This is a genomic window from Mycobacterium sp. VKM Ac-1816D (assembly GCF_000416385.1).
Taxonomy (GTDB): domain Bacteria; phylum Actinomycetota; class Actinomycetes; order Mycobacteriales; family Mycobacteriaceae; genus Mycobacterium; species Mycobacterium neoaurum_A.
Window position 1 is genome coordinate 78,278 of sequence record NZ_AOHQ01000124.1, and the last position, 24,316, is coordinate 102,593.

The 24,316-nt window shown below is 66.2% G+C and carries 21 protein-coding genes and 1 pseudogene; 12 read left to right on the forward strand and 10 right to left on the reverse strand.

Annotation, left to right across the window (positions count from 1 at the left end):
• Positions 1-11: 11 nt before the first annotated feature.
• The 3 genes from G154_RS07840 to G154_RS07850 form a co-directional block, all read right to left on the reverse strand.
• Positions 12-1,205 (reverse strand): FAD/NAD(P)-binding oxidoreductase, encoded by a 1,194-nt coding sequence (locus tag G154_RS07840; RefSeq protein WP_019510153.1) that lies wholly within the window; start codon positions 1,203-1,205, stop codon positions 12-14.
• 21 nt (positions 1,206-1,226) lie between these two features.
• Positions 1,227-2,606: an MBL fold metallo-hydrolase gene (locus G154_RS07845; protein ID WP_019510152.1), complete on the reverse strand. Its 1,380-nt coding sequence runs from the start codon at positions 2,604-2,606 to the stop codon at positions 1,227-1,229.
• A gap of 112 nt (positions 2,607-2,718) precedes the next feature.
• Entirely contained in the window at positions 2,719-3,057 is a 339-nt protein-coding gene (locus G154_RS07850) for a rhodanese-like domain-containing protein (protein WP_019510151.1), read from the reverse strand.
• A 372-nt stretch (positions 3,058-3,429) separates the two neighbouring features.
• Between G154_RS07850 and G154_RS07855 the strand changes: the two genes are divergently transcribed.
• Complete coding sequence (locus tag G154_RS07855) at positions 3,430-4,653, forward strand: YeeE/YedE thiosulfate transporter family protein (protein WP_019510150.1); 1,224 nt, start codon at positions 3,430-3,432, stop codon at positions 4,651-4,653.
• Between the two features lie 6 nt (positions 4,654-4,659).
• Here the strand turns inward: G154_RS07855 and G154_RS07860 are convergent, their stop codons facing one another.
• The 3 genes from G154_RS07860 to G154_RS07870 are packed head-to-tail and all read right to left on the reverse strand — an operon-like array spanning position 4,660 to position 8,206.
• Positions 4,660-4,929 carry a metal-sensitive transcriptional regulator gene (locus G154_RS07860; RefSeq protein WP_019510149.1) on the reverse strand — a complete coding sequence of 90 codons (270 nt, stop codon included), beginning with the start codon at positions 4,927-4,929 and terminating at the stop codon, positions 4,660-4,662.
• 17 nt (positions 4,930-4,946) lie between these two features.
• Complete coding sequence (locus G154_RS07865) at positions 4,947-7,754, reverse strand: RND family transporter (protein WP_162181540.1); 2,808 nt, start codon at positions 7,752-7,754, stop codon at positions 4,947-4,949.
• Positions 7,755-7,783: 29 nt separating this feature from the next.
• Positions 7,784-8,206 carry an MmpS family transport accessory protein gene (locus tag G154_RS07870; RefSeq protein WP_031601368.1) on the reverse strand — a complete coding sequence of 141 codons (423 nt, stop codon included), beginning with the start codon at positions 8,204-8,206 and terminating at the stop codon, positions 7,784-7,786.
• Positions 8,207-8,458: 252 nt separating this feature from the next.
• Between G154_RS07870 and G154_RS07875 the strand changes: the two genes are divergently transcribed.
• From G154_RS07875 to G154_RS07885, 3 genes are read left to right on the forward strand one after another with little or no spacing between them, the layout of a single operon-like run.
• Complete coding sequence (locus G154_RS07875; protein WP_019510146.1) at positions 8,459-9,328, forward strand: MaoC/PaaZ C-terminal domain-containing protein; 870 nt, start codon at positions 8,459-8,461, stop codon at positions 9,326-9,328.
• Between the two features lie 54 nt (positions 9,329-9,382).
• On the forward strand, positions 9,383-10,264 hold the full coding sequence (locus tag G154_RS07880) for a universal stress protein (protein WP_023985402.1): 882 nt from the start codon (positions 9,383-9,385) through the stop codon (positions 10,262-10,264).
• Positions 10,261-11,784, forward strand: a complete 1,524-nt coding sequence (locus tag G154_RS07885) for an APC family permease (protein WP_019510144.1) — start codon at positions 10,261-10,263, stop codon at positions 11,782-11,784. The genes G154_RS07880 and G154_RS07885 overlap by 4 nt, the downstream gene beginning before the upstream one ends.
• A 94-nt stretch (positions 11,785-11,878) precedes the next feature.
• Here the strand turns inward: G154_RS07885 and G154_RS07890 are convergent, their stop codons facing one another.
• Entirely contained in the window at positions 11,879-12,262 is a 384-nt protein-coding gene (locus G154_RS07890) for a hypothetical protein (RefSeq protein ID WP_019510143.1), read from the reverse strand.
• Between the two features lie 182 nt (positions 12,263-12,444).
• Between G154_RS07890 and G154_RS07895 the strand changes: the two genes are divergently transcribed.
• Entirely contained in the window at positions 12,445-15,741 is a 3,297-nt protein-coding gene (locus G154_RS07895; protein WP_019510142.1) for an error-prone DNA polymerase, read from the forward strand.
• 3 nt (positions 15,742-15,744) lie between these two features.
• On the opposite strand, the gene G154_RS07900 is transcribed toward G154_RS07895, so the two are convergent.
• Positions 15,745-16,155: a TIGR03667 family PPOX class F420-dependent oxidoreductase gene (locus G154_RS07900; RefSeq protein ID WP_019510141.1), complete on the reverse strand. Its 411-nt coding sequence runs from the start codon at positions 16,153-16,155 to the stop codon at positions 15,745-15,747.
• Positions 16,156-16,178: 23 nt separating this feature from the next.
• On the opposite strand from G154_RS07900, the gene G154_RS07905 reads away from it, so the two are divergent.
• Positions 16,179-16,820 carry a nitroreductase family protein gene (locus G154_RS07905; protein WP_019510140.1) on the forward strand — a complete coding sequence of 214 codons (642 nt, stop codon included), beginning with the start codon at positions 16,179-16,181 and terminating at the stop codon, positions 16,818-16,820.
• Here the strand turns inward: G154_RS07905 and G154_RS07910 are convergent, their stop codons facing one another.
• Positions 16,821-17,285 (reverse strand): tRNA (cytidine(34)-2'-O)-methyltransferase, encoded by a 465-nt coding sequence (locus G154_RS07910; RefSeq protein WP_023985403.1) that lies wholly within the window; start codon positions 17,283-17,285, stop codon positions 16,821-16,823.
• 31 nt (positions 17,286-17,316) lie between these two features.
• On the opposite strand from G154_RS07910, the gene G154_RS07915 reads away from it, so the two are divergent.
• The 6 genes and pseudogenes from G154_RS07915 to G154_RS07940 all read left to right on the forward strand — a co-directional run bounded on the left by G154_RS07915 (position 17,317) and on the right by G154_RS07940 (position 21,610).
• Positions 17,317-17,922, forward strand: a complete 606-nt coding sequence (locus G154_RS07915; RefSeq protein WP_019510138.1) for a bifunctional 2-polyprenyl-6-hydroxyphenol methylase/3-demethylubiquinol 3-O-methyltransferase UbiG — start codon at positions 17,317-17,319, stop codon at positions 17,920-17,922.
• A 381-nt stretch (positions 17,923-18,303) separates the two neighbouring features.
• Positions 18,304-19,761, forward strand: a pseudogene (locus G154_RS07920) (ATP-binding protein); the annotation flags it as partial.
• On the forward strand, positions 19,758-20,156 hold the full coding sequence (locus G154_RS07925; protein ID WP_019510136.1) for a roadblock/LC7 domain-containing protein: 399 nt from the start codon (positions 19,758-19,760) through the stop codon (positions 20,154-20,156). The pseudogene G154_RS07920 and the gene G154_RS07925, both read left to right, overlap by 4 nt.
• Positions 20,153-20,506: a DUF742 domain-containing protein gene (locus G154_RS07930; RefSeq protein WP_019510135.1), complete on the forward strand. Its 354-nt coding sequence runs from the start codon at positions 20,153-20,155 to the stop codon at positions 20,504-20,506. Before G154_RS07925 ends, G154_RS07930 begins: the two co-directional genes overlap by 4 nt.
• Positions 20,487-21,053 (forward strand): ATP/GTP-binding protein, encoded by a 567-nt coding sequence (locus G154_RS07935; RefSeq protein ID WP_019510134.1) that lies wholly within the window; start codon positions 20,487-20,489, stop codon positions 21,051-21,053. The genes G154_RS07930 and G154_RS07935 overlap by 20 nt, the downstream gene beginning before the upstream one ends.
• A gap of 11 nt (positions 21,054-21,064) precedes the next feature.
• Positions 21,065-21,610, forward strand: a complete 546-nt coding sequence (locus G154_RS07940; protein WP_234713058.1) for a pentapeptide repeat-containing protein — start codon at positions 21,065-21,067, stop codon at positions 21,608-21,610.
• 63 nt (positions 21,611-21,673) lie between these two features.
• Here G154_RS07940 and G154_RS07945 read toward each other — a convergent pair whose 3' ends face one another.
• Positions 21,674-24,310 carry an FHA domain-containing protein gene (locus G154_RS07945; protein ID WP_019510132.1) on the reverse strand — a complete coding sequence of 879 codons (2,637 nt, stop codon included), beginning with the start codon at positions 24,308-24,310 and terminating at the stop codon, positions 21,674-21,676.
• Positions 24,311-24,316 lie beyond the last annotated feature (6 nt).

Sequence of the window (24,316 nt, forward strand, 5' to 3'; positions counted from 1 at the left end):
GACGCCGGCTTCTACGCCAGCCCTCTCAACATCAAGTTCCAATACATCAGTGGTAACCCGTGCTTCTTGACGTACCAGTAGGGTCGGTGTGGCACGGTCGGATCGAGCAGCGGAAAGCTCGGTCGGAGCGTGAGGTCGTAGTCGAATTCCGCCAGCAGCATGGACTTTGACGACGTGACGATGGGGCATGACGAATACCCGTCGTAGTGGGCCGTCGCGGCCCGCCCGTTCAAGACCGCGTCGATGTTGTGTACGACCACGGGTGCCTGCTTTCGGATTGCGGCGCCCGTCTTGGAGTTCGGCGTCGACGCCACGTCACCGAGTGCGAACACGTTCGGGTAGCGCACATGCTGCATGGTGTGTTTGTCGACGGCGACGTATCCGTTGGCGTCCTTGACAGACAGCGGGCTCGCCTTGACGAAATCCGGCGCCGACTGCTGGGGGACAGCGTGCAGGAAGTCATAAGACATTGTGGTGGTGCCACTTTCACCGGCGATCTGCACGGTACGAGCCGACGGATCGACAGCTGTCATCTCGGAGTTCACATGAAGCGAGATCCCGTAATCGTCGATGACCTTGTCCAGGCTGTCGGCGATGGACGTGATCCCGAACGGTCGCGGTGTGGGCATGATCAGGTGGACGTCGATGTCATCGAGAACCCCCTGCTTGCGCCAATAGTCGCTGGCCAGGTAGGCGATCTTCTGAGGGGCACCGGCACATTTGATGGGCCCGCTCGGCACCGTGAACACCGCGGTGCCGGATCGGAGTCCGCGAATCATCTGCCAGGTGCGGGGAGCCAGATCGTAGCGGTAGTTGGAGGAAACCCCATCGTGTCCGATGGCACGGGACAGACCGTCGGTTTTGCTCCAATCCAGCTGGATACCGGGGCAGACGACGAGCGCGTCGTATCCGTGGCCGGACCCGTCGGCGCATGTCACGGAGTTGTTGTCGGGATCGAAAGTGCTCACGCTCTGTTTTATCCACGTGGTGGATGGTGGAACGACCGAGTGCATCGGTCTTTGCGTGCTCGCGGCACGCGCTTGTCCGCCACCGACCAGGGTCCACAAGGGTTGGTAGTAGTGGGTGTCGGACGGTTCGATCAGTGCGACATCGCGATACCCCCGGCGGTGTAACCGCGCCGCGACCGTGATGCCTGCCGTTCCCCCTCCGATGATGAGGACACGATGCGTGGTGACATTCGACATGGATGTGAACCCCCTCGGTGATCAGGCGTGCTGATGCGACTCGGCCCAGGCGCCATAGCCGCCGAGGATGTCGCTGACGTCGGTGAAGCCCTCCCTGCGCAGCAGGCTGGCCGCGGCTGACGAGCGATAGCCGCCGGCGCAGTACACGACGGTCGGTCGTTGCGGATCCAGCTCGTCGAGCCTTCCCGGCAGATCGCCGACGGGAATGTTGAGCGCCTGGGCGACTGCTCCATCCGCCACTTCGGTCGGTTTGCGGACATCGACCACTTGCAGGTCCGGGATCGACGTGATGCGCTCGTCGAAGGCCGCAGCGGTCAATCGGGATGCTGTCCGAACCTCCTCGGCATGGGTGAACATGGCCTCTTCGGGATCAGCGAGATATCCGATCACGCGGTCGAACCCGATACGCGCCAACCGGTTCTTGCCTTCGCGCTCCTGGCCGGGGTCGGTCATCAGAACGATATCGGCGTCGTGGGGCAACACCGATCCGCCATACTCGGCATAGCGGCCGGCGAGCCCGATGTTGATCGCGCCGCGCAGATGCCCCAGCGCGAAATCTTCCGCACTACGAGCATCGACGAGGACCGCCCCGGCAGCCAGCGCCGACTGCACCTGGTCAAAGGACAACGCTGCGGGCATCTCGTCCTCGTCGAGCAGGGCCCGGTTCTTCCGGTTGAGTATCGCGTCATAGGCGAAGTAGCCCGGCGCGGGCGCCTGGCCCTCGGTGACCAGTGCCATGAAGATGGCTTTGTCCGGTGCCCGGAGTGCGTAGTTCGTCGCTTTCTGCTCACCGATCGTCGATGACAACTCGGTGGAGAGGTTCTTACCGCATGCCGAGCCGGCGCCATGCGCGGGGAACACTCGCGTCTGGTCCGGCAATGTCATGAGCTTGTCGTGCAGGGAGTCATAGAGCGCGCTGGCGAGTTCTTCGCGGGTGTGTCCGATCGAAGCCAGCAGATCCGGCCGGCCGACATCACCGATGAACAGCGTGTCGCCGGTGAGCACACCGAATGGCTCTGGCTCCGCGGCATTCTCGAAGACGACGATGCTCATCGATTCCGGTGTGTGGCCCGGGGTGTGGCGGAACTCCAGAATCACCTCGCCGAGTGCCAGCCGCTCTTTGTCGGCCACGCCCACCGACTCGAACTCGGTTTGTGCGACGGATGAGTAGACGATCTGCGCGCCTGTGGCCTCGGCGAGCTCCAGATGCCCGGAGAGGAAGTCTGCGTGGAAGTGCGTCTCGATCACCATCTCGATCGTCAGACCGAGGCGGTTGGCGTCTTCGACATAGGCCGAGACATCGCGCTGCGGATCGACCACGACCGCCCGGCCGGTGGTCTGGTCGCCGATGAGATACGAGGCGTGCGAAAGGCATTCGAGATAGTACTGCTCGAAGATCATGATCTGGCTCCTTCTGTAGCCGGGTGTGAGCGCCCTGTGCGCGATCTCTTTGATACCCCTATGGGTATAAGAACGGCGCGTCTGGGTGTCTGCATTCCGGTGGCGGTGTGCGCTATGCGAAGGTTCCGGCGGACCCGTCGTCGCGGACGACGGCACGTCCGGTCGCCTGCCAGGCGGAGATGCCTCCGGTCAGGTTCACGGCAGTGATTCCTGCTGCACACAGTGCGTCGGCGGCCTTCTGTGATCGGCCTCCGGATCGGCACATGACCACGACGGTCGATCCGCGGTAGCGCTCGGGAGTGAGTTCTGCCAGTGCGCAATGGGTGGCTGCGGGTGCATGACCGGCGACCCATTCGACGTCGTCGCGGACGTCGAGTAAGAGTGCCCGCCCCTGGTTCACCAGCGCTTCGGCATCGGCGACGTCGATCTGGGGTGCGACGGAACCTGTCATCCTGGTCCTCTCTCTCATGCGCGGTTGCGGCGGAATGGATTCCACCTGTTCCGGGATGGGGGTGGCGAGGTGTGGCCCTCGCACCAGTCGTCGGGCCGCACGGTGCGGCGCACGGCGTCGACATGCGCTCCGCGGCCGGCCCAGGTGGTCTTGCCGCAGTTGCGGCATTTGACAGCGCGACACACAGTAGATCCTTTCGGTGGTGGGAAACGAGCATCGACCGGCGGCACGGCCCGGTGGATCGGTGAACTCGAACTGCCGATTGTCCGCTCGCTTTTTACTATACCCCCTACGGTATATTTAGGCCAGAAGATCGGCCGTGAGCGAGGGGGTACCAGCGATGAGGTGCGATGACGAAGCGCAGGCGAGGTCATGAACGCGATCACTGCCCCGATGTGGGTCGGTCTCCCGCTGGGGGTCGGGTTCGGCGCCATCGCCTCGCTGTGGGGCATCGGCAATCCCGAGACGATCATCAGGGCTGCACGACTGATCGACCGGCTCCTGCCGGCCTGCTTCCTGCTGGTCACCGCGCTGGGTTCGGTTCTGCTGTACGGCCTGCACGCATCCGGAGTTGCCATGCACTTCTCACCCAAGCCGAGCTACATCTACGGTGTGGTGCTGGGTGGGATCTTGTTCGGAGTCGGTCTGGCGCTCAGCGGCTACCTGCCGGTCACTGCGCTGATGGCGATCGGAGAAGGTCGCCGAGATGCCCTACTCGCGATTCCCGGCGGGCTGTTGGGCGCCTCGGCGTGGACCGCCCTGGCGGATACCGGCTTCGGCCGATGGATCGTCTCCGAGGCGAACTTCGGAGACCTGGTGGCCGGCGGGAACATACATGACGTGCCACCGGCCCGCATGGTGGCCATCGCGCTGGTCTACGCCGCGGCGGCGCTGGGTGCGTTGTACTTTCTTCCGCGGTATCGCGCGAGCCGACATTGCTGCCTCCGGAGTATCCGGGGAGCTGAGCCCGATGCCTATGACCGGCAGATGGCGCTGGATACCACCCGCTACCTGAACGAAGGCGCGCGTGAGCCGGCCGGGCGCAGAATCCGACTCGCGCAGTTGTCCGAACAGTACGCCACCGACCCGGGCTTTTTCGTTCGCGCAACGCTTGTCGCCGGATCTGGGGTCGCCATCCTGGGTGTGCTGGCCCTGTTCCTACGCCAGCAGTTCGGCCAGTCCACCACCTACTCATGGGTGGTCGGTGTGCTGTTCATGCGAGACTCCGCCTACTCGCAGAATGTGTTCGCCACGATCGGCTGGGAACCGCTGACCGATCTCGGGGTGCTGATCGGCGCGTTCTTGTCTGCGTATCTGTTCACCGGGCGTTTCACGGCGTTCGCGAAGGTGACTCCGCCGTCGTGGCGCAATCGTTTCGGCGACAACCCTCGCCTGCGCCAGGCCGCGGTCTTCGGTGGTTCGTTTCTCACACTGCTCGGAGCGCGGATGGCCGGCGGATGCACCAGCGGACATACCCTCAGCGGAGGGATTCAGTTGTCCGTCAGTGCTTGGCTTTTCACCGCATCGTTGGCGGTTGCGGCGGTGCTCACGGCGCGCTTGGTCTATCGCGACGCAAGTTGGCGGGTCGACGGCTGAGACTGCTCAGGCCAGCGCCAGGAACAGCTTCTCCAGTTCGGCTTCCGACATGGGCGCGGTGCCGCCCTCCTTGTCTGCGACGATGCATTCGCGCATACCGGTGGCCACGATCTTGAAACCCGCTCTGTCCAGCGCCCGCGATACCGCGGCGAGCTGTGTGACAACGGCTTTGCAGTCTCGGCCCTGTTCGATCATGTTGATGACACCGCCGAGCTGCCCTTGTGCGCGTTTCAGCCGTGCGAGGATCGCCTCGATGCTCTGCTGATCGTCGATCATGCTCAACGCCTTCCCGCCTATCCTGTGGTGGTTGTCACTATACCCGTGTGGGTATATGTCGCTCGGTTGTGGACCCTCATCGGCCACCAGAACCATCGTCCGAGCAGTGCCGCGATGGACGGTGTCATGAGCGAACGCACGATGAGTGTGTCGAAGAGCAGTCCGATGCCGATCGTGCTGCCCGCCTGACCGATCGAACTGAGATCGCTGGCCACCATGGACATCATGGTGAAGGCGAACACCAACCCCGCGGCGGTGACCACGCTGCCCGTCTCACCCATCGACCGGATGATTCCGGTGCGCAGCCCGGCGCCGATTTCTTCCTGGAACCGTGACACGAGCAACAGGTTGTAATCCGACCCGACGGCCAACAGGATGATCAGACCGAACACCGGGGCGATCCAGTTGAGTTCGAGGCCGAACCCGTACTGCCATATCAGCACCGTCAGCCCGAAGGCGGCGCCCAGGGACAGCAACACCGTGCCGACGATCACCAGCGAGGCGACCAATGCCCGGGTGATCAGCAACATCACGATGAAGATCAATGTCAGTGCTGCGACGCCGACGATCAACAGGTCGTAATGCGCCCCGGACTGGATGTCGCGGTAGATGGCCGCGGTGCCGGTCAGGGAGAACGTCGCTTCGGTGAGACTTGTGCCCTTGACGGCCTCGTGGGCGGCCTCGAGTTCGGGCGTCACGGCTGCAATGCCGACGGGGGTCGCCGGATCCTTTTCGTGGGTGATGATGAATCGCGCGGCCCTACCGTCCGGTGAGAGGAACAACTCAAGTCCGCGTTGGAAGTCCGGGTTCTGGAACGCCTCCGGGGGAAGATAGAAGTAGTCGCCACCTTTGGCGGCATCGAAGGCCTGGCCCATGGCGCCGGCCGTGTCGGTCATCTGCGACATCTGAGTGACCAGACCGGAGAAACTGCTGTGCATGGTCAACAAGGTGCTGCGCATCGATTCGGCGATCGTGATCATCGGCCGGAACTGGGCGAGCATGTCGGGAACAACGGCACTGACATCACGTGTGTCGTCCACCAGGGCGCGCATATCGTCGCTGAACTTGTCCACCCCGTCGATGGCGTCGAAGATCGATCGGACCCCCGAGCATGCCGGAATGTCAAAGCAATGCGGCTCCCAGTAGAAGTAGTTGCGCAACGGGCGGACCACGTCGTCGAAATTGGCCAGATGATCGCGTACCTCGTCGAGTGTGGCCTTGGCTGTGGTCATATCGCCGACCATCCGATCGGTGGCTCCACCCATCCGAGAGAGTGCGGCCTCCAATTTTTTCATCGACGCGATCATGGCGCCGAGGTCATCGCTCATGGTGAGCATATCGGCGGTGCGGTCCTTCATGAACTGCAGGTTCTGTTGGATCGGAATCGACTGGGCGCTGATCTGGAACGGTATCGAACTATGATCCATCGGCCCACCCAAAGGACGGGTGATGCTCTGCACCATCGCAATCCCGGGCGTTCGGAAGACTTCCTTGGCGATCTTGTCCAGTACGAGCATGTCGGCGCTGTTGCGCATGTCGTGGTCGGTCTCGACCATCAAGATGTCCGGATTCATCGTGGCCGCGCTGAAATGACGCTCGGCGGCCGCGTAACCCATGTTGGACGGGAGGTCTTTGGATATGTAGAAACGGTCGTTGTAGTTGACCTCCATCGTCGGCACGAACGCTATGCCGAGAAGCGCGATGGCGAGCGTCGCGGCGAACACGGCGCCAGGCCAACGCACGGTGACGGTGCCGATGCGCCGCCACCGTCGGACGTTCGGCTCGCGCGTGGGGTCCAAAAGTCCGAAGCGACTGGCGACGACCACGACCGCCGGCGCGGCTGTCAGTGCTCCGGCGACCACCACCACCAGCCCGATCGCCGAGGGTATGCCCAGTGCCTTGAAATACGACAGACGCGCGAAGTGCAGGCACAGGGTTGCGCCGGCGATGGTGAGTCCCGAACCCACGATGATGTGCGCCGTGCCGCGGAACATGGTGTAGTAGGCCGACTCTCGGTCCTCGCCGGACCGGCGTGCCTCCTGGTAGCGGCCGATCAGGAAGATCGCGTAATCGGTACCGGCCGCGATCGCAAGAGAAGACAGCATCGCGACCACGAACGTCGAGAAGCCGAGTACGCCCATATCACCCAGCAGTGCGACGACCCCTCTTGCCGTGCCCATTTCGAACCCGACCATGACCAGCACGAGCAGCATCGTGACGACCGACCGGTAGGTGATGAGCAGCATGATCATGATGACCACGCCGGTGACGCCCATCATGAGCAGCATGCTTTGGTCGGCTGCCTCGTTCATATCCGCGGTCAGCGCCGCTGAGCCGGTCAGATAGACCTTGAGTCCCGCCGGTGGCGGCGAGTGCTCAAGAATGGTGCGTACCGCCTCGACCGACCGGATACCTTCCGTACTACCTTGGTCGCCGGCCAGGTTGACCTGTACGTACGCGGCTTTACCGTCTCTGCTCTGCACGCCGGCCGCCGTCAGCGGGTCTCCCCAGACGTCCTGTACGTGTTGAACGTGTGCACTGTCGGCGCGTAGGGCGCGCACGAGGTCCTGGTAGTACGTGCGCGCCTCGTCGCCCAGCTCTGTGTCACCTTCCAGCACAACCATTGCCATGCTGTCGGAGTCGAACTCGTCGAAGGTCGCGCCGATGTGGCGAGTGGCGATCATCGCGGGTGCGTCGTGCGGCGACATGGTGACGGCGTGCTCGCGGGCCACGGTCTCGATCTGCGGGACCAGAACATTGATTCCCAAGGTCAACAGGAACCAGCCGATGAGTATCGGGACAGCGAACCGGCGGATGAACCGCATGGCGGCCGGCCGGGTCTGCGTGTCGTGGGTCATGCGGCTTTCGCCAGACACGAGATCTGTGCGTCGTGCCCGGCGGCCGACTGTTCGGCCTTCACCACACCGTTGACGGTTATCCGGCAGCCGATGTTCGAACCGTCGCCCTGGGCAACCACGCTTGCCAGTACTGCGGGTGTGGTCGTTGTGATCGTCAATGTCCATGGCAGAGAGGTGAAATCGACCTGGTGCGCCGTGGCGCCCATATCGAGGTAGTTCACGCTCCCCGCCGTCCCGGCGGGGCCGTAGACGTCGTAGGTCACATGCTTGACGAAGGTGGGATCCAGCGGCTGGGCACCCCGTCCGGTGGCGGTGAAGATCGGCTCGGACCCGAACGCATCGCGCAGGTGTACCACGGCCACACCGCCGATGGCGACGGCGATGGACACCGTGACCGGCACCCACGCCTTCACGAGCATGTTCACAGCGATGTTCCCTTCGTTGGTCGGCTGGCGGGGAGTGGCGGACCGTGGGGGAATCCACCCGATATCAGGATTTATACCATACCCCCTAGGGTACTAGGCCGGTCGCGGGCGACAGCCGCGTCGGCCGTTACTCCCCGCCTGCGGCGCGTCCCGTGCCGGCCAAGACGTGAAAACCCAAGGCCGGTACGGCTCCATCGACTATCGTCGGCCCACACCCCTGACATGTCGCCGCTAAGGAATCCGTGTATGCCCATCGACCCGAATGCCGTCGGCGCGAAATCCGACCCTCAGACCTTCACCTGGACCGATCGCGAGACGCTGCTCTATGCGCTCGGTGTCGGAGCGGGGGTCGACGATCTGGCGTTCACCACCGAGAACAGCCACGGCATCGAGCAGCAGGTGTTGCCGACGTTCGCCGTGATCGCGTGCTCGCCCTTCGGCGCCGCGATGCTGATCGGATCGTTCAACCTCAGCCTGCTGTTGCACGGGTCGCAGGCGATCCGGGTGTTTGCGCCGCTGCCGCCGGCAGGCAGTCTGCGTGTGCATTCCGAGGTCGCCGACATCCAGGACAAGGGAGCAGGCAAGAACGCGGTGGTGATGCTCAAGGGCATCGGAGCCGACCCTGACAGTGGTGCAGTCCTGGTCGAAACCCTGACCACCGTGGTGATCCGGGGTGAGGGCGGGTTCGGAGGCCAACCCGGGCAGCGGCCGCCCGCACCTGAGTTCCCCGACCGAGCCCCCGACGCGCAGGTCGTACTGACCACGCGCGATGACCAGGCGCTGTTGTACCGACTCTCCGGCGACCGCAACCCGCTGCACAGTGATCCGTGGTTCGCTCAGACCTTGGCGGGGTTTCCCCGCCCGATCCTGCACGGACTGTGCACCTATGGCGTCGCGGGCCGGGCCCTGGTCGCCGAGCTCGGCGGCGGCGATGCCACCAAGGTCACCGCGATCGCCTCGCGATTCAGCTCACCGGTTTTCCCCGGTGAGACCCTCTCGACATCGATCTGGCGGACCGAAGGCCACCGCGCGGTGTTCCGCACCGAGGCGGCCCAACCCGACGGATCCGGTGCCCGGGTGGTGCTCGACGACGGCACGGCGGAGTACAACGACTGATTTCGTAGGCTCAAATGCCTGTGCGGGTGGCCCCTGCGTTGACAGGATGTCCTGATGAGATTGGCTGTGGGATACCTCGCCACCCCCGGCGGAGCGGATGCGGTCGCGCTGGGCGTCCGATTGGCCAGGAGCCTGGCCGCCGAACTGGACATCTGCATGGTGCTGCCCCCCGACCGGGGGGTACCTGCGATGGTGACCACCGGTGGGTACGACGAACTGCTGGCCCAGCAGGCGCATGAGTGGTTGGCCGATGCGCTGGCGACAGTGCCCGATGACGTCGTCGCACATGCGCATGTGAGTTTCAGCGACTCGGCAGCCGACGGTCTGCTCAGCGAGGTGCGGCGCCTCGGCGCGCAGGCGGTGATCGTCGGCGGCGCGGGTGGCGGACTGGTCGGCAGTTTCACACTCGGCTCGGTGGTCAACGATCTGCTGCATTCTTCCCATGTGCCGGTGGCGGTGGCGCCCAGAGGAACTCGGTCGTCCTCCGCCGCGCGGGTTCGGGAGGTGACATGCGCCATCGGTGAACGCGCCGGTGCCGGTGTGCTGCTGGACGTGGCGGTACGGGCGTGCGAGCGGGCGCATGTCCCGTTGCGACTGGTGTCGTTGGTCGCCCTCGACCCGATGTTCGGATCACTGCGTGGGGATGCCGAGGCGTCGCGCGAGCGCGCGCTCGCCCACGCTCACCGGACCTTGAATGAAGCCAAGGAATCACTGCCCGAGGGCTTTTCGGTCACGGCCACGGTGGCCGACGGCAGCTCGGTGGAGGATGCCGTGAGCCGACTGCCCTGGCATGACGGGGACGTGATCATGGTCGGCTCCAGCAGATTGGCCGCACCCCGGCGGTTGTTCCTCGGATCGACGGCGGCCAAGATGCTGCGCGTGCTGGAGGTTCCGATGATCGTCGTACCCAGCACCGCCGACCAGGAGGTCTCGTGACCACGAGCAGTTCGGAAGCGGGCACCGGATCGGTCTCCAAGGGTCTCGCCGAGGGGAAGGTCGGCACCCTGTCCGGTGCCATGCTCGGGATCTCCTGCGTGGCACCGGGCTATACCCTGACCGCGAGCATCGGGGTGATCGTCGCCGCGGTGGGTCTGAAGATGCCGGCGATCTTCATCGCCGGGTTCATCCCGATGTTCCTTACCGCCTACGCCTACCGCGAATTGAACTCCCGCACACCGGACTGCGGGGCATCGTTCACCTGGTCCACCAAGGCCTTCGGACCCTACGTGGGATGGATGTGCGGGTGGGGCATGGTGGTCGCCTCGATCATCGTGTTGTCCAACCTGGCGGCGATCGCCGTCGAATTCTTCTACCTGTTGATCGCGCGCGTGTTCAATCAGCCCGGCATCGCCGATCTGGCGGGCAATGTCGCGGTCAACATCATCACCACCCTGGTGTTCATCGCACTGGCGACACTGATCGCCAGTCGTGGCATCACGACCAGCGAGCGCGTCCAGTTCGTGCTGGTGGGTTTTCAGTTGGTCGTGCTGGTGGCGTTCGCGGTCACCGCATTCGTGCACGTGAGCCGTGGCGACGCTCCGGCCGGCCTGAGCTTCGACCTGGACTGGTTCAACCCCTTTACCGGGCTGACGCTGGCCGTGTTCGCCGTCGGCCTCACCGGCTCGATCTTCGCGTTCTGGGGGTGGGACACCTGCCTGACCCTCGGTGAGGAATCCAAGGATCCGACCAAGGTGCCGGGACGCGCGGGGCTGTTGTGTGTGACGTCGATCCTGATCACTTATCTGCTGATCGCGGTCGCCGTGATGATGTACGCCGGCGTCGGCGAGGAGGGGCTCGGCCTGGGCAACCCGGAGAACTCGGAGAATGTCTTCGGTGCGCTGGCCGACCCGGTGCTGGGTCCGTGGTTCGGTCCGCTGCTCTATCTGGCGGTGTTCGCCTCCTCGGTGGCCAGCCTGCAGACCACCTTCCTGCCCGCGGCCCGCGCCATGCTCGCGATGGGCGCCTACCGGGCGTTCCCGGCCCGCTTCGCCGAGGTGAGCCCGCGCTTCCTGACCCCGGTGTACTCGACGGTGGTCGCCGGTGTGGTCACCGCCGGCTTCTACACCGTGGTCAAGCTGTTGTCCGACAATGCGCTCTGGGACACCATCGCCGCGTTGGGCATCATGATCTGCTGGTACTACGGCATCACCGCATTCGCCTGCGTCTGGTTCTTCCGGCGTGAGTTGTTCGCCAACGCCCACAACATCATCTTCAAATTCCTGTTCCCGCTGTTGGGTGGGCTGATGCTGGCGGTCGTGTTCGTCATCGCGATCGGCGAGAGCATGAATCCGGAGAACGGCAGCGGTGCGGAGATCGGTGGCATCGGGCTGGTGTTCTTCATCGGATTCGGCATCCTGGCACTCGGGGCGGTGCTGATGCTCGTGATGCGGGCGCGACGACCGGAGTTCTTCCTCGGCCAGACCCTGAGGCGGGACACCCCGGCGCTCAAGGAGTAACCAGGCGCTGGTTGTGTTCGGCGTAAGGGGTTGTGAGATATCCCGATTCTCGGCGAGTCCGCCGATATTTTCGCCGATGACCGCGGCATCAGCTTTACGGTCGCTGCGGAAGGGTGGGCATCATGCTCGGTGCCTGCCGTTGCGGCGGCATGCCGCCGGGCCCCATCATCGGGCCGGGTCCCATCGTCATGCCGGGTCCCATCATCGGGCAACCCCCGCTCGGCCCGTTCTGCCCCATCTGAGCGCTGTGATAGCCGCGGGTCCATCCGTGGTAGCCACCGGTCGCCGCACCGGCGAAGAACCCGGCACCGAAGATCACCATGACGACGAACAAGACGCCGGTGACGATGCCGACCCAGGCCAAGCTCTGGTAGAGGCGGTTGGGCCGACGCTCCGCGTGGTCGAGCCGATTCGTCGTGGCGGTCACTGCGGGCGCGGCGGTGGTGGACGCGTTCGAGGGCTCCGGTGTGTCGGTCATGGTCGGTGTACCTCCGTATGCGGACTCGGCTGTGGACTTCCCGCAGTCAGCTCAACTGTGCTGCCGGAGCGATGGCGCGTTCTAGGGTCAATGGACCTCAATTCGGCGCCCGTGGGCACCCGGCCGATCCGACGCCGATCCGCCGCCCATTGTATCGAACAAATGTTCGATACAATGGGCGGGTGGGTTGGCACAACGGGCCGCCGAGTTGGCCGGAGATGGAGCGGGTCCTCAGCAGTAGGCCCCGGGAAAAGTCGCGCCGCTCCGGGTTACCGCTGGAGCCGCCCGGCGATGGTGGTGACGGTCCGGCCTGGTCGCGCAAACGCGGGGCCTACCTGGCCGACGGGGTGCAGCGCTCCCGATCCTCGGTGCGGTACGCCGAACTGCACGCCCATTCGGCCTACAGCTTCCTCGACGGGGCCAGCACCCCGGAGGAGATGGTGGAGGAAGCGGCGCGGCTGGGCCTGCGGGCCATAGCGCTGACCGATCATGACGGTCTCTACGGAGTCGTGCGGTTCGCCGAGGCCGCCCGCGAACTCGATGTGGACACCGTGTTCGGTGCGGAGTTGTCGCTGGGAAACGTGCCCCGCACCGAACAACCCGACCCGCCGGGGCCGCACCTGCTGGTGCTCGCCCGTGGGCCGGAAGGTTATCGACGGTTGTCCCGTGAGATTTCGTCGGCCCATCTGGCCGGCGGCGAAAAAGGAAAACCGCGTTACGATTTCGATGCACTCACCGAAGCCGCCGGTGGTCACTGGCACATCCTCACCGGTTGCCGCAAAGGCCATGTCCGGCAGGCGCTGACTCGTGGCGGACCCGAAGCCGCCGAGGCGGCGCTGACCGACCTGGTGGACCGGTTCGGGGCCGATCGCGTCAGCGTCGAGCTGACCCATCACGGTCACCCGCTCGACGATGAGCGCAATACCGTCCTTGCCGGATTGGCATCGCGATTCGGCCTGGGGCTGATAGCCACCACCGGCGCGCATTTCGCCGTACCCGAGCGGGGTCGACTGGCCATGGCGATGGCGGCGATCAGGGCCCGCAACTCGATGGACGACGCGGCCGGGTGGCTGGCGCCACTGGGTGGGGCGCATCTGCGCTCGGGGGAGGAGATGGCCCGCATCTTCGGAACCGAGATCGTCACCGCCGCTGCCGATCTCGGTGAACAATGCGCCTTCGGCCTAGCGTTGATCGCCCCGCAGCTGCCGCCGTTCGATGTTCCTCCCGGGCACACCGAGGCCAGCTGGCTGCGCCTGCTGGTGCGCGAGGGGGCGCTGGATCGCTACGGCACGCCCGAGCGCGCACCGAAGGCGTACCGCCAGATCGAGCACGAGCTGGCCATCATCGAAAAGCTCAACTTCCCAGGCTATTTCCTGGTGGTCCACGACATCACCCGATTCTGCCGAGAACGTGACATCCTCTGTCAGGGAAGGGGATCGGCGGCCAACTCCGCGGTCTGCTACGCCCTCAAGGTCACCAATGTCGACCCGATCGCCAACGAGTTGTTGTTCGAACGCTTCCTGTCGCCGGCGCGCGATGGCCCACCCGATATCGATATCGACATCGAATCGGACCTGCGCGAGGAGGTCATCCAGTACGTCTACGAGAAATACGGCCGTGATCACGCCGCCCAGGTGGCCAACGTCATCACCTACCGGGGTCGCAGTTCGGTCCGGGACATGGCCCGTGCGCTGGGTTTTTCGCAGGGGCAACAGGACGCGTGGAGCAAGCAGATCAGCCGTTGGAACGGGCTTGCCGATTCCCCCGACGTGGAGGACATCCCCGAGCAGGTGGTCGACCTGGCCACCCAGATCTCCAACCTGCCCCGGCACATGGGCATCCACTCCGGCGGCATGGTGATCTGCGATCGCCCGATCGCCGACGTGTGCCCGGTGGAGTGGGCGCGAATGGAGAATCGCAGCGTTCTGCAATGGGACAAGGATGACTGTGCGGCAATCGGTTTGGTCAAGTTTGATCTGCTGGGTCTTGGCATGCTGTCGGCCCTGCACTATGCCATCGACCTGGCCCGCGAGCACAAGGGTATCGAGGTGGACCTGTCCCGGCTGGACCTGTCGGAGCAGGCCGTCTATGAGATGTTGCAACGCGCCGATTCGGTCGGGGTGTTCCAGGTCGAGTCCCGCGCGCAGATGGCCACCCTGCCGCGGCTGAAACCGCGGATGTTCTACGACCTGGTGGTCGAGGTGGCCCTCATCCGTCCCGGCCCCATCCAGGGCGGATCGGTGCATCCGTACATCAAGCGGCGCAACGGCGAGGAAGAGGTGACCTACGACCACCCGTCGATGAAACCGGCGCTGGAGAAGACCCTCGGCATACCCCTGTTCCAGGAGCAACTGATGCAACTGGCGGTGGACTGCGCAGGCTTCACCGGGGCCGAGGCCGATCAGCTACGCAGGGCGATGGGCTCCAAACGGTCCACCGAGAAGATGCGCCGGTTACGCGGCCGGTTCTTCGACGGAATGCGCGAGCGGCATGGTATCACCGGTGCGGTGGCCGAGAAGATCTACGACAAACTAGAGGCATTCGCCAATTTTGGTTTCCCGGAAAGTCATTCGCTGAGCTTCGCCTCGCTGGTGTTCTATTCGTCGTGGTTCAAGCTGCACCATCCCGCCGTGTTCTGCGCCGCGTTGCTGCGTGCCCAGCCGATGGGGTTCTATTCGCCGCAGTCGTTGGTCGCCGACGCCCGTCGACATGGCGTGATCGTGCACGGGCCGGATGTCAACGCCAGTCTGGCCCACGCCACCTGTGAGAACCGGGGACTGGATGTGCGGATGGGCCTGGGCGGCATCCGTCACATCGGTGACGAGCTGGCGAAGAAGATCGTCGACGACCGGATCGCCGGTGGGGCATTCACCGATCTGCTGAATCTGACCGCACGAATCCAACTTTCGGTCCCACAAACCGAGGCGTTGGCCACCGCAGGGGCACTCGGCTGCTTCGGGATCACCCGACGAGAAGGATTGTGGGCGGCCGGGGCGGCCGCCGCCGAACGCCCCGACAGGCTCCCCGGGGTGGGGTCATCCACACACATCCCGGCACTGCCAGGGATGAGCGCTCTGGAACTGGCCGCCGCCGATGTCTGGGCCACCGGAGTCTCACCGGACAGCTATCCCACCCAGTTCCTGCGCGAGCACCTGGCCGCGATGGGGGTCGTCCCGGCCGCCGAACTGCTGTCGGTGCCCGATGGGAGCCGCATCCTCGTCGCCGGGGCGGTGACGCATCGACAACGCCCGGCCACCGCCCAGGGCGTCACATTCGTCAACCTCGAAGACGAGACCGGCATGGTCAACGTGCTGTGTGCCCCGGGAGTCTGGGCGCGCTACCGCAAGCTGGCGCAGAGCGCGCCGGCGCTGATCATCCGCGGCATCGTGCAGAACGCGACCGGGGCGGTGACGGTGCTTGCCGACCGGATGGGCCCGGTGGACCTGAAGGTGCGATCCCGATCGAGGGACTTCCAGTGACCGTCACTCCGTCGGCGTCGTCCACACCTTCTCGATGCCGATCCTCAGCCGGGTGCCGTAGTTGCCCATCGAGGGAGTCAACCCGATCTGATCGGACATCGCCTGGTACTTCGCCCAGTACGGTGCGTCCTCGCGGGGATCGGTGTCCTCGGCATCGATCCGCGCCGGCCCCCCGACCACGATGATCCCGCCACCGTTGCCGTCAGAGTCCAGATTCAGGCTCACCTGGGGGTGGTTTCCGATATGTCGCACCTTGGCCGCGCCGGGCTCGGTGTACACCAGGATGTCGGTCCCGTCGAAGAAGAACCACACCAGTTTGGGGACCGGTTGGCCGGACTTGGCGACGGTGGTCAACCACGCGAAATCATCGGATTTCAGGCGGTCGAGGATTTCCGGTGTCAGGTCTGCAGTCATGGAAGCGAATGTAGTCTCGCGGTATGACACTCAACCTGACCGCGGATGAAGTTCTGACCACGACGCGTTCGGTGCGTAAACGGCTCGATTTCGACAAGCCGGTGCCGCGCGAGGTGTTGATGGAGTGTCTCGATATCGCCCTGCAGGCCCCGACCGGATCGAATTCTCAGGGCTGGCAATGGGTTTTCGTCGAGGACGAAGAGAAGAAGAAGGCGATCGCCGATATCTACCGGGTGGCCGCCACGCCGTACCTGGATGCCCCCAAGCCGGAGTTCGGGGACAGCCGCGACGAGCGCGCACCGAAGGTCGTCGACTCCGCCAAATACCTCAACGACCACCTGCACGAGGTGCCGGTCATGCTGATCCCGTGTCTGGAGGGCCGCCCGGACGGGGCGCCGGCGGGCATGAGCGCCGGATTCTGGGGATCGCTGATGCCGGCGGTCTGGAGCTTCATGCTGGCGTTGCGCAGTCGCGGCCTCGGTTCGGCCTGGACCTCGCTGCACCTGATGGGTGACGGTGAGAAGCAGACCGCCGAACTGCTCGGCATCCCGTTCGACAAGTACGCACAAGGCGGTCTGTTCCCGATCGCCTACACCAAGGGCACCGACTTCAAGAAGGCCAAGCGGCTGCCCGCCGAGGAACTCACGCACTGGAACACCTGGTGATCACACCGCGCCGGTGAACCCCTGCTGGCGCCACGCCTCGTAGGCGGCCACCGCGGCGGCGTTCGACAGGTTCAGCGATCGCCTGCCCGACAGCATCGGGATGCGTACCCGCGCGGTGATGTGCGGGTCGGCCAGCGTCTGCTCGTCCAAACCGGTCGGCTCCGGTCCGAACATCAGCACGTCCCCGGGCTCATAGGACACCTGCGCGAAGGACATCTCGGCGTGCGCGGTGAAGGCGAACACCCGGGCCGGACCGATGGCGGCCCACGCCGCATCCAGATCCGGGTGCACCGTCACCGAGGCCAGATCGTGGTAGTCCAATCCCGCCCGGCGCAGCTTCGGTTCGGACAGGTCGAAACCGAGCGGTTCGACCAGGTGCAGCTCGCAGCCGGTCGCCGCCGCCATCCGGATCGCGTTACCGGTGTTGGGCGCGATACGCGGTGAGTAGAACAGGACGTGAAACATCGGGCCATTGTCCACTGCGCATAATGGCGGCATGGTCGAGCAGAGCCTCTGGATGCAAAAGGTCGCCGCCAACCCCGGCCACTCGCAGTGGTACATCGACCGCTTCCGCGCACTGGCGCAGGCCGGGAACGACCTCGACGGCGAGGCCCGTTTCATCGACGCCATGGCAGCGCGCGGTGCCCGCATCCTCGATGCCGGCTGCGGCCCGGGCCGGGTCGGCGGCTATCTGGCCGCAGCCGGACACGATGTCACCGGCGTCGATGTCGACCCCGCACTGATCGCCGCCGCCGAAGCCGACCACCCCGGTGCACGCTGGCTCGTCGGCGACCTAGCCGAACTCGACCTGCCCGCTCGCGGCGTCGCCGAGCCGTTCGACATCATCGTCTCGGCGGGCAATGTGATGACCTTCCTGGCACCGAGCACCCGCGGCCAGGTCCTGGCGCGATTGCGTGCCCACCTGCGCACCGACGGTCGTCTGGTCATCGGATTCGGTGCGGGCCGCGACTATCCCTTCGACCGGTTCCTCGACGACGCGCGCGCGGCCGGCCTGACCCAGGACCTGTTGCTGTCCACCTGGGATGTACGCCCATTCGACGACAACGCCGAGTTCTTGGTCGCGATCCTGCGCCGCGGCTGAGCCGGGAGGGAAAGGTTGCGCATCGTAACGGTCACGAACTGTCCTCACGGCGTCTGAGAGCCTGGAATCGGCTGTGCCCGAATGCCATACTCGACCAATTGCCGGGTGACACGACGCCGGCCCCGACGTGGGCATAAGCAGCAGGAAGCACATGAACGCGCCACAACCGACATGACCGTCTTTCCCGCGTCCAGCGCGCATGGCGAGATAGCCGGCGCCGCAACGACACATGCGAAGCGCCCGGCGCGCTGGTCGCTGAGCAACTGGCCCGCTGCGGGGAAAATCGTTGCCATCGTCGCGGTTCCGATGTTGCTGGCCGCGTCGTTGGGCGGGTTGCACGTCTACAAGAGCTTCACCGACAGCGCGATACCCGACGCCACCGCCACCCGCGATGCCGTCATCGTGGCTGTCCTGCTGCTGGTGGCGCTGCTGATCGTCGCACTGGTCGCGCGTTCCCTGGTCGGGCCGCTGCGTAGGCTGCGAGACAGTGCGTTGCAGGTGGCCCACACGGATCTGGCTCGCGAACTCGACCAGGTGCGCGCCGGCGGTGACCCGGGCCCGCTGGCCCCGATCCCGGTGCACACCACCGAGGAGCTCGGACAGCTCGCCCACGCGGTCGACGAACTCCACGCACAGGCCCTGCAGCTCGCAGGCGAACAGGCCCGGCTGCAGGTGCAGGTCAGCGATATGTTCGAGACGGTGTCCCGGCGCAGCCGATCGCTGGTGGACCAGCAGCTGACGCTGATCGACCAGCTGGAGCGCGACGAACAGGATCCCGACCGCCTGGAGGGCCTGTTCCGGCTCGACCACCTGGCCGCCCGGATGCGCCGCAACGGCGCCAATCTCCTGGTGCTGGCCGGCACCGACACCGCTCGTGGTCACAGTGATCCGGCACCGCTGTCGGCCGTGGTCAACGCCGCGTCCTCCGAGGTCGAGGACTACGCCCGCCTGCAGGCGGGCGCGCTTCCCGATTGTGCCGTTGTCGGCGCCGTGGCCGCAGACCTGGTGCACGTGCTCGCCGAGTTGATGGACAACGGGTTGCGGTATTCGCCGCCTGCCACGACCGTGCGCATCTCGGGGTTGCGCACCGAGGACGGCGCGCTGGTGCTCGAGATCGGCGACGACGGCCTCGGGATGGCAGAACCGGACCTGCGCGTCACCAACACCCGGTTGCAGTCCGACGGCGAGGTCACCCCGTACACCGCACGGCACATGGGGTTGTTCGTCGTCGCCCGGCTGGCCGCCCGGCACGGACTGGTGGTGCGATTGCGGCCCACCGCTGGCGGGGACCCGAACTCGGGCACCACCGCGGGCATCTACGTTCCCGCGGGACTGGTCGTCGCTGAACCAGGCCGGCCTCGGATAGCCGATGTCGAGCCGGTGCCTACCGAAGTGTCGGTGGCACCACCGGCGGTTGTCGAGTCGCCCGAACCCGTGTTACCCCGGCGCGACCCTGCGTTCGCGGCTGCGACCACGAACGCGGGCTCCGACGACGCGATCTACCAGAAGATGCTCTCGGAATGGCTGGTCGACCCCACCGACCTCGGCGTCGACACCAATCTGGACTGGAAATCGGTGTGGGACAACGGTTGGTCGGCGGCCCAAGCGGCAGAGACCACGCCGGCCACCGAGCACACCGCCGAGGGCCTGCCGGTCCGCCGACCCGGTGCGCGGCTGGTACCCGGTGCGGGCGAGGCCGAACCCGCGGCGGCCGAGCCCACCGACCCGGTGACCGCGCCGCTGCCGGATCCGGCGGCCATCCGGGCCAGCCTCAGCAGTCACTTCGCGGGCGTGCACGCAGCCCGGTCCCGTCCCCAGGACGCCGGGGGAGATCGGTGACCACCCGGGAGTCCCTCGACTGGCTGGTGGCCAAGTTCGCCCGCGAGGTCGACGGGGTATCGCACACGGTGCTGGTCTCCGCCGACGGTCTGCTGATGGCCGCCAGCGAGCACATGCCCACCGAACGCGCGGACCAACTGGCCGCGGTCACCTCCGGGCTGGCCAGCCTCGCCGGCGGCGCCGCGCAGCTCTTCCAGGGCGGTCACGTCATGCAATCGATCGTCGAGATGGAGCACGGCTATCTGCTCGTGATGCGCGCCGGCGACGGATCGAACATCGCGGCGCTGGCCACGCGATCCTGCGATATCGGCCAGGTCGGATACGAGATGGCGATGCTCGTCGAGCGCGTCGGCAACGTCGTGCAGGCGGCCCGCCGTCAGCGCCGCACACCGTGAGCGACGATGTCACCGCCCTGGTGCGGCCGTACACCCTGACCGGTGGGCGCACCACCGCCCGGCTGGACCTCCCCTTGGAAGCGCCTATCCAGACGGTGCAGCCGGGGCCCGTGTCGCGCTGGCCGGCGGCCGACGTGCGTTCTCGCATACTGACCGAGGGGCGGGCGGGACCGTCGGTCGCCGAGATCGCGGCGCGGTTGGAGTTGCCGTTGGGTGTGGCGCGTGTGCTCATCGGCGACCTGGCGTGGGAAGGGTATGTTCGGGTGCGCGCGACGCTGGGGGAGACATCCTCTGCCGACGAGCGTCGTGACCTGATCGGAAGGACGCTGCGTGGACTACGCGCGCTCTGAACGGCCGACATCGACCAAGATCGTCATCTCGGGGGGTTTCGGGTCGGGCAAGACCACCTTCGTGGGCGCGGTGTCGGAGATCATGCCGCTGCGCACCGAGGCGCTGGTCACCACGGCGTCGGCGGGTTACGACGAACTCGAGGCCACCCCCGGTAAGACCACCACCACGGTCGCGATGGACTTCGGCCGCATCACCCTCGCCGAGGATCTGGTGCTCTACCTGTTCGGTACGCCCGGTCAGCGTCGGTTCTGGTTCATGTGGGACGACCTGATCCGCGGCGCCATCGGCGCGGTGATCCTCGTCGACGTCAGGCGACTGCAGGACAGCTTCGCCGCCATCGACTTCTTCGAGGCGCGCGGGCTGCCGTTCATCATCGCGGTCAACGAGTTCGACGGCGCGCCCCAGCACCCGAAGGCGGCCCTGCGGCAGGCGCTGGCACTGCGCGCGGACATCCCGATCGTCACCGTCGATGCCAGGGACCGGAACTCGGTGCGGGCCGCCCTGATCACGGTGGCCGAGTACGCGTTGGCGGCGGTCCCGACGTGACCGACGACCAGGTGTGGGTGGACCGCGAGTTCACCAACCACGACTTCCGCGACGAGGACCTGTCCCGGCTGCGCACCGAGCGGGTGGTCTTCGACGAGTGCGATTTCAGCGGTGTCGACCTGACCGAGTCCGAGCATCTGGGTTCGGCATTCCGCAATTGCACCTTCCGGCGGGCCGCGCTGCTGCACAGCACGTTCCGGCAGTGCAGCCTGCTCGGTTCGGTGTTCACCGAGACCCGGCTGCGGCCGGTGCAGTTCGTCGAGGTCGACCTGTCGTTGAGCGTGCTCGGCGGCTGTGACCTGCGGACGCTGGACCTGTCGGACTGCCGGTTACGCGAGGCCAACCTGGTGGGCACGGACCTGCGCAAGGCCGTATTACAGCGCGCCGACCTCAGCGGTGCGCGGGTGCAGGACGCCAAGTTCGACGAGGCCGACCTGCGTGGAGCGCGGGTCGACCCGACGTTCTGGACGACGGCCAAGCTGCGTGGCGCGCGGGTGAACATCGAGCAGGGGTTGGCCTACGCCGCCGCCCACGGATTGGACGTGCACGGCGAGTAACCCAGCGATTTGTGGAGTTTCAGCCGCCATGATGGCGGCTGAAACTCCACAAATCGCAAGGACCTAGCCCGCCTTGAGCCGGATCTTGAAGCGCACGAAGGTCAGGTAGGCCACGCTCAACAGCGCCAGCATGCCCATGTCGAACCACCAGACCGACGAGGTGTGCTCCCAATGGGCATCCTTGGGCGTCAGTGGGCCGGGCACCAGATGGATCAGGTCCACCGTGGAGGCCGACGCGGCGAAGCCCCAGCGCGCCGGGGTGAACCAGGACAGCTGGTCGAGCACCAGACGGTCGGTCACCGGGATCATGCCGCCGGAGAAGACCAGCTGGCTCATCACGGCGACCACCAGCAGCGGCATGATCTGCTCGTTGGACTTGGCCAGCGCCGAGAGCGCCAGACCGACCATGGCCGCGGTCACGGTCGTCGCCGCCATCACCAGGAACAGCTCGGCCGTCGGGGGCAGGAACGACAACGAGCCCTGTGTCGGGCCGCCCTTGCCCAGCACCGCGATCGCCGTGACGATCGAGGACTGGATGATGGCGAACACCGCGTAGATGCAGACCTTGGCCATCAGATACGCCGTTGTCGACAACCCGACCGCCTGCTCGCGGCGGAAGATGGGCCGCTCGCCGATCAGGTCACGCACGGTCAACGCGGTACCCATGAAGATGGCGCCGACGTTGAGCAGCACCAGGATCTGACCGGGCTCGTTGGGGGCGTCGCCCATGGGGTTGGGCACCCCGAAGCCGACGGTGCCGGGCACCGACAGTGACAGCACACCCATGATGAACGGCAGCACCGCCAGGAACGCGAAGTAGCCGCGGTCGGAGATGATGAGCCGCATCTGGCGCCGGGCAATGGTCGAGAACTGCCTGCGCACACTCGTTTTCGCCGGCTTGCCCAGGTCGGCGGGCTGTTTGGAGGCCTCGGCGTGCGGCAGCGGGCCGCTGCGGGCCAGGTAGTTCTGGTGCGAGGTGTCCGGGTCACCGGCGACCGAGGAGAAGATATCGGCCCAGTTGGTCGTGCCCAGCTCGGGACCGATCTGGCTGGGGGGGCCGTAGAACGCGGTCTTGCCGCCCGGCGCCAGTAGCAACACCTGATCGCAGACGTCGAGATAGGTCAGCGAGTGCGTCACCACCAGCACCACGCGGCCCGCGTCGGCGAGCTGGCGCAGCATCGTCATGACCTGGCGATCCAGCGCCGGATCCAGACCCGAGGTGGGCTCGTCGAGGATCAGCAACGAGGGCCCGGTCAGCAGCTCGAGGGCCACCGAGGCGCGCTTGCGCTGGCCGCCGGAGAGTTTGTCCACCCGGGTTTCCAGGTGTTTGGTCATCTCGAGTTCCTCGAGGACCTGCAGGACCACGCGTTCGCGGTCCTCCTTGGTGGTATCCGGCGGCAGGCGCAGCTCGGCTGCGTACATCAGCGCCTGCTTGACGGTCAGCTGGCCGTGCACCACGTCGTCCTGGGGGACCATGCCGATCCGGGAGCGCAGCGAGGCGTACTCGGCGTGGATGTCGTGGCCCTCGAAGGACACCGTGCCCGACGTCGGGTGGGTCAGCCCGGCCACCTGTTTGGCGAAGGTCGACTTGCCGGCACCCGACGGTCCGATCACGGCCGTGAGCGTGCCCGGCCTGGCGTCGATCGAGATGTTGTTGAGCAGCGTCTTGTTGCCCTCGATGGTCCACGTCAGCCCGCGGACCTCCAGACCGCCGGTGCGGGTGGCCGCCTGGGTTTCCGAGCCGCGGACCAGCGTGCCGCCGGTGAACACCAGGTCGACGTTGCCGATGGTGACCACGTCGCCCTCGCGCAGCAGCGCGTCGTCGACGCGTTGACCGTTGACGAAGGTGCCGTTGATGCTGCGGTTGTCGAGGATCTCGGTGCCGCCGGGGCCGGAGACCAGGGTGGCGTGGTGGCGAGAGGCCAGGACGTCGGGGATGACGATGTCGTTGTCGGTCGCGCGACCGATCTTGATCCCGCCCGGTGGCACCTCCGGTGCCTTTCCGGGGCGAAGGATCTTGAGCATGCTCGTCGCGAGGTTGTTCTCCGACGGGCGCGGCACCGCGGTCGGTCCCATCGCCGTCTGCGACGGATCGGCGGGTGGGATGTAGGTCGGCTGCGAGCGCGACACGGTCGGCTGCGGTGGCGGCGGATAGCTCTGTTGCGGCGGCGCGCCCTGATAGGGCTGCTGGCCGGTTGGCTGATAGTGCTGCGGACCGGACGGATAACGCGGCTGCTGCTGGGACGGGGTGGCCCCGGTCGGCCAGGCCGGTGGTGCCTGGGGCGGCGGGGGCGGCTGCATCGGTGCCTGCGTCGGCCAGGACGCGCTGGGGCGCGGACCGGTCGGTGTCGGGACGGCCTGCGTTGGGGGCGGGCTGCCCACCGCGCCCTGGTGGCGGCCGACCTCGAAGGCCAGTTGCGGGCCGTCGGGATTGCCGATGTTGAGCTGCTGGCCGTCGGTGATGTCCAGCGTGGGCACCCGCTGACCGTTGACGTACATGCCGTTGAGGCTGCCGTTGTCGATGGCGATCCAGCGGCCCTGATCGAAGCGCAACACCAGGTGTGCGCGCGAAATCAACGGGTGGGCGATACGTACGTCGGCGCGCAGGTCGCGACCGACGACGACGTCATTGCCTGCTGAGAAGGTCCGAGTCGATCCTTCGTATCGAACGGTCAGCGCGGGCGTTCCGGGGCGGCTCATCGGGAC

Excerpts from the sequence above, each read along its gene's own strand:
- G154_RS07900 (WP_019510141.1), bottom strand. The coding sequence starts at position 16,155 with ATGACTGCAGACCTGACACCGGAAATCCTCGACCGCCTGAAATCCGAT.
- G154_RS07905 (WP_019510140.1), top strand. The coding sequence starts at position 16,179 with ATGACACTCAACCTGACCGCGGATGAAGTTCTGACCACGACGCGTTCG.
- G154_RS07865 (WP_162181540.1), bottom strand. The coding sequence starts at position 7,754 with ATGCGGTTCATCCGCCGGTTCGCTGTCCCGATACTCATCGGCTGGTTC.
- G154_RS07855 (WP_019510150.1), top strand. The coding sequence starts at position 3,430 with ATGAACGCGATCACTGCCCCGATGTGGGTCGGTCTCCCGCTGGGGGTC.
- G154_RS07845 (WP_019510152.1), bottom strand. The coding sequence starts at position 2,606 with ATGATCTTCGAGCAGTACTATCTCGAATGCCTTTCGCACGCCTCGTAT.
- G154_RS07840 (WP_019510153.1), bottom strand. The coding sequence starts at position 1,205 with ATGTCGAATGTCACCACGCATCGTGTCCTCATCATCGGAGGGGGAACG.
- G154_RS07915 (WP_019510138.1), top strand. The coding sequence starts at position 17,317 with ATGGTCGAGCAGAGCCTCTGGATGCAAAAGGTCGCCGCCAACCCCGGC.
- G154_RS07860 (WP_019510149.1), bottom strand. The coding sequence starts at position 4,929 with ATGATCGACGATCAGCAGAGCATCGAGGCGATCCTCGCACGGCTGAAA.
- G154_RS07850 (WP_019510151.1), bottom strand. The coding sequence starts at position 3,057 with ATGACAGGTTCCGTCGCACCCCAGATCGACGTCGCCGATGCCGAAGCG.
- G154_RS07910 (WP_023985403.1), bottom strand. The coding sequence starts at position 17,285 with ATGTTTCACGTCCTGTTCTACTCACCGCGTATCGCGCCCAACACCGGT.
- G154_RS07945 (WP_019510132.1), bottom strand. The coding sequence starts at position 24,310 with ATGAGCCGCCCCGGAACGCCCGCGCTGACCGTTCGATACGAAGGATCG.
- G154_RS07890 (WP_019510143.1), bottom strand. The coding sequence starts at position 12,262 with ATGACCGACACACCGGAGCCCTCGAACGCGTCCACCACCGCCGCGCCC.
- G154_RS07880 (WP_023985402.1), top strand. The coding sequence starts at position 9,383 with ATGAGATTGGCTGTGGGATACCTCGCCACCCCCGGCGGAGCGGATGCG.
- G154_RS07870 (WP_031601368.1), bottom strand. The coding sequence starts at position 8,206 with ATGCTCGTGAAGGCGTGGGTGCCGGTCACGGTGTCCATCGCCGTCGCC.
- G154_RS07875 (WP_019510146.1), top strand. The coding sequence starts at position 8,459 with ATGCCCATCGACCCGAATGCCGTCGGCGCGAAATCCGACCCTCAGACC.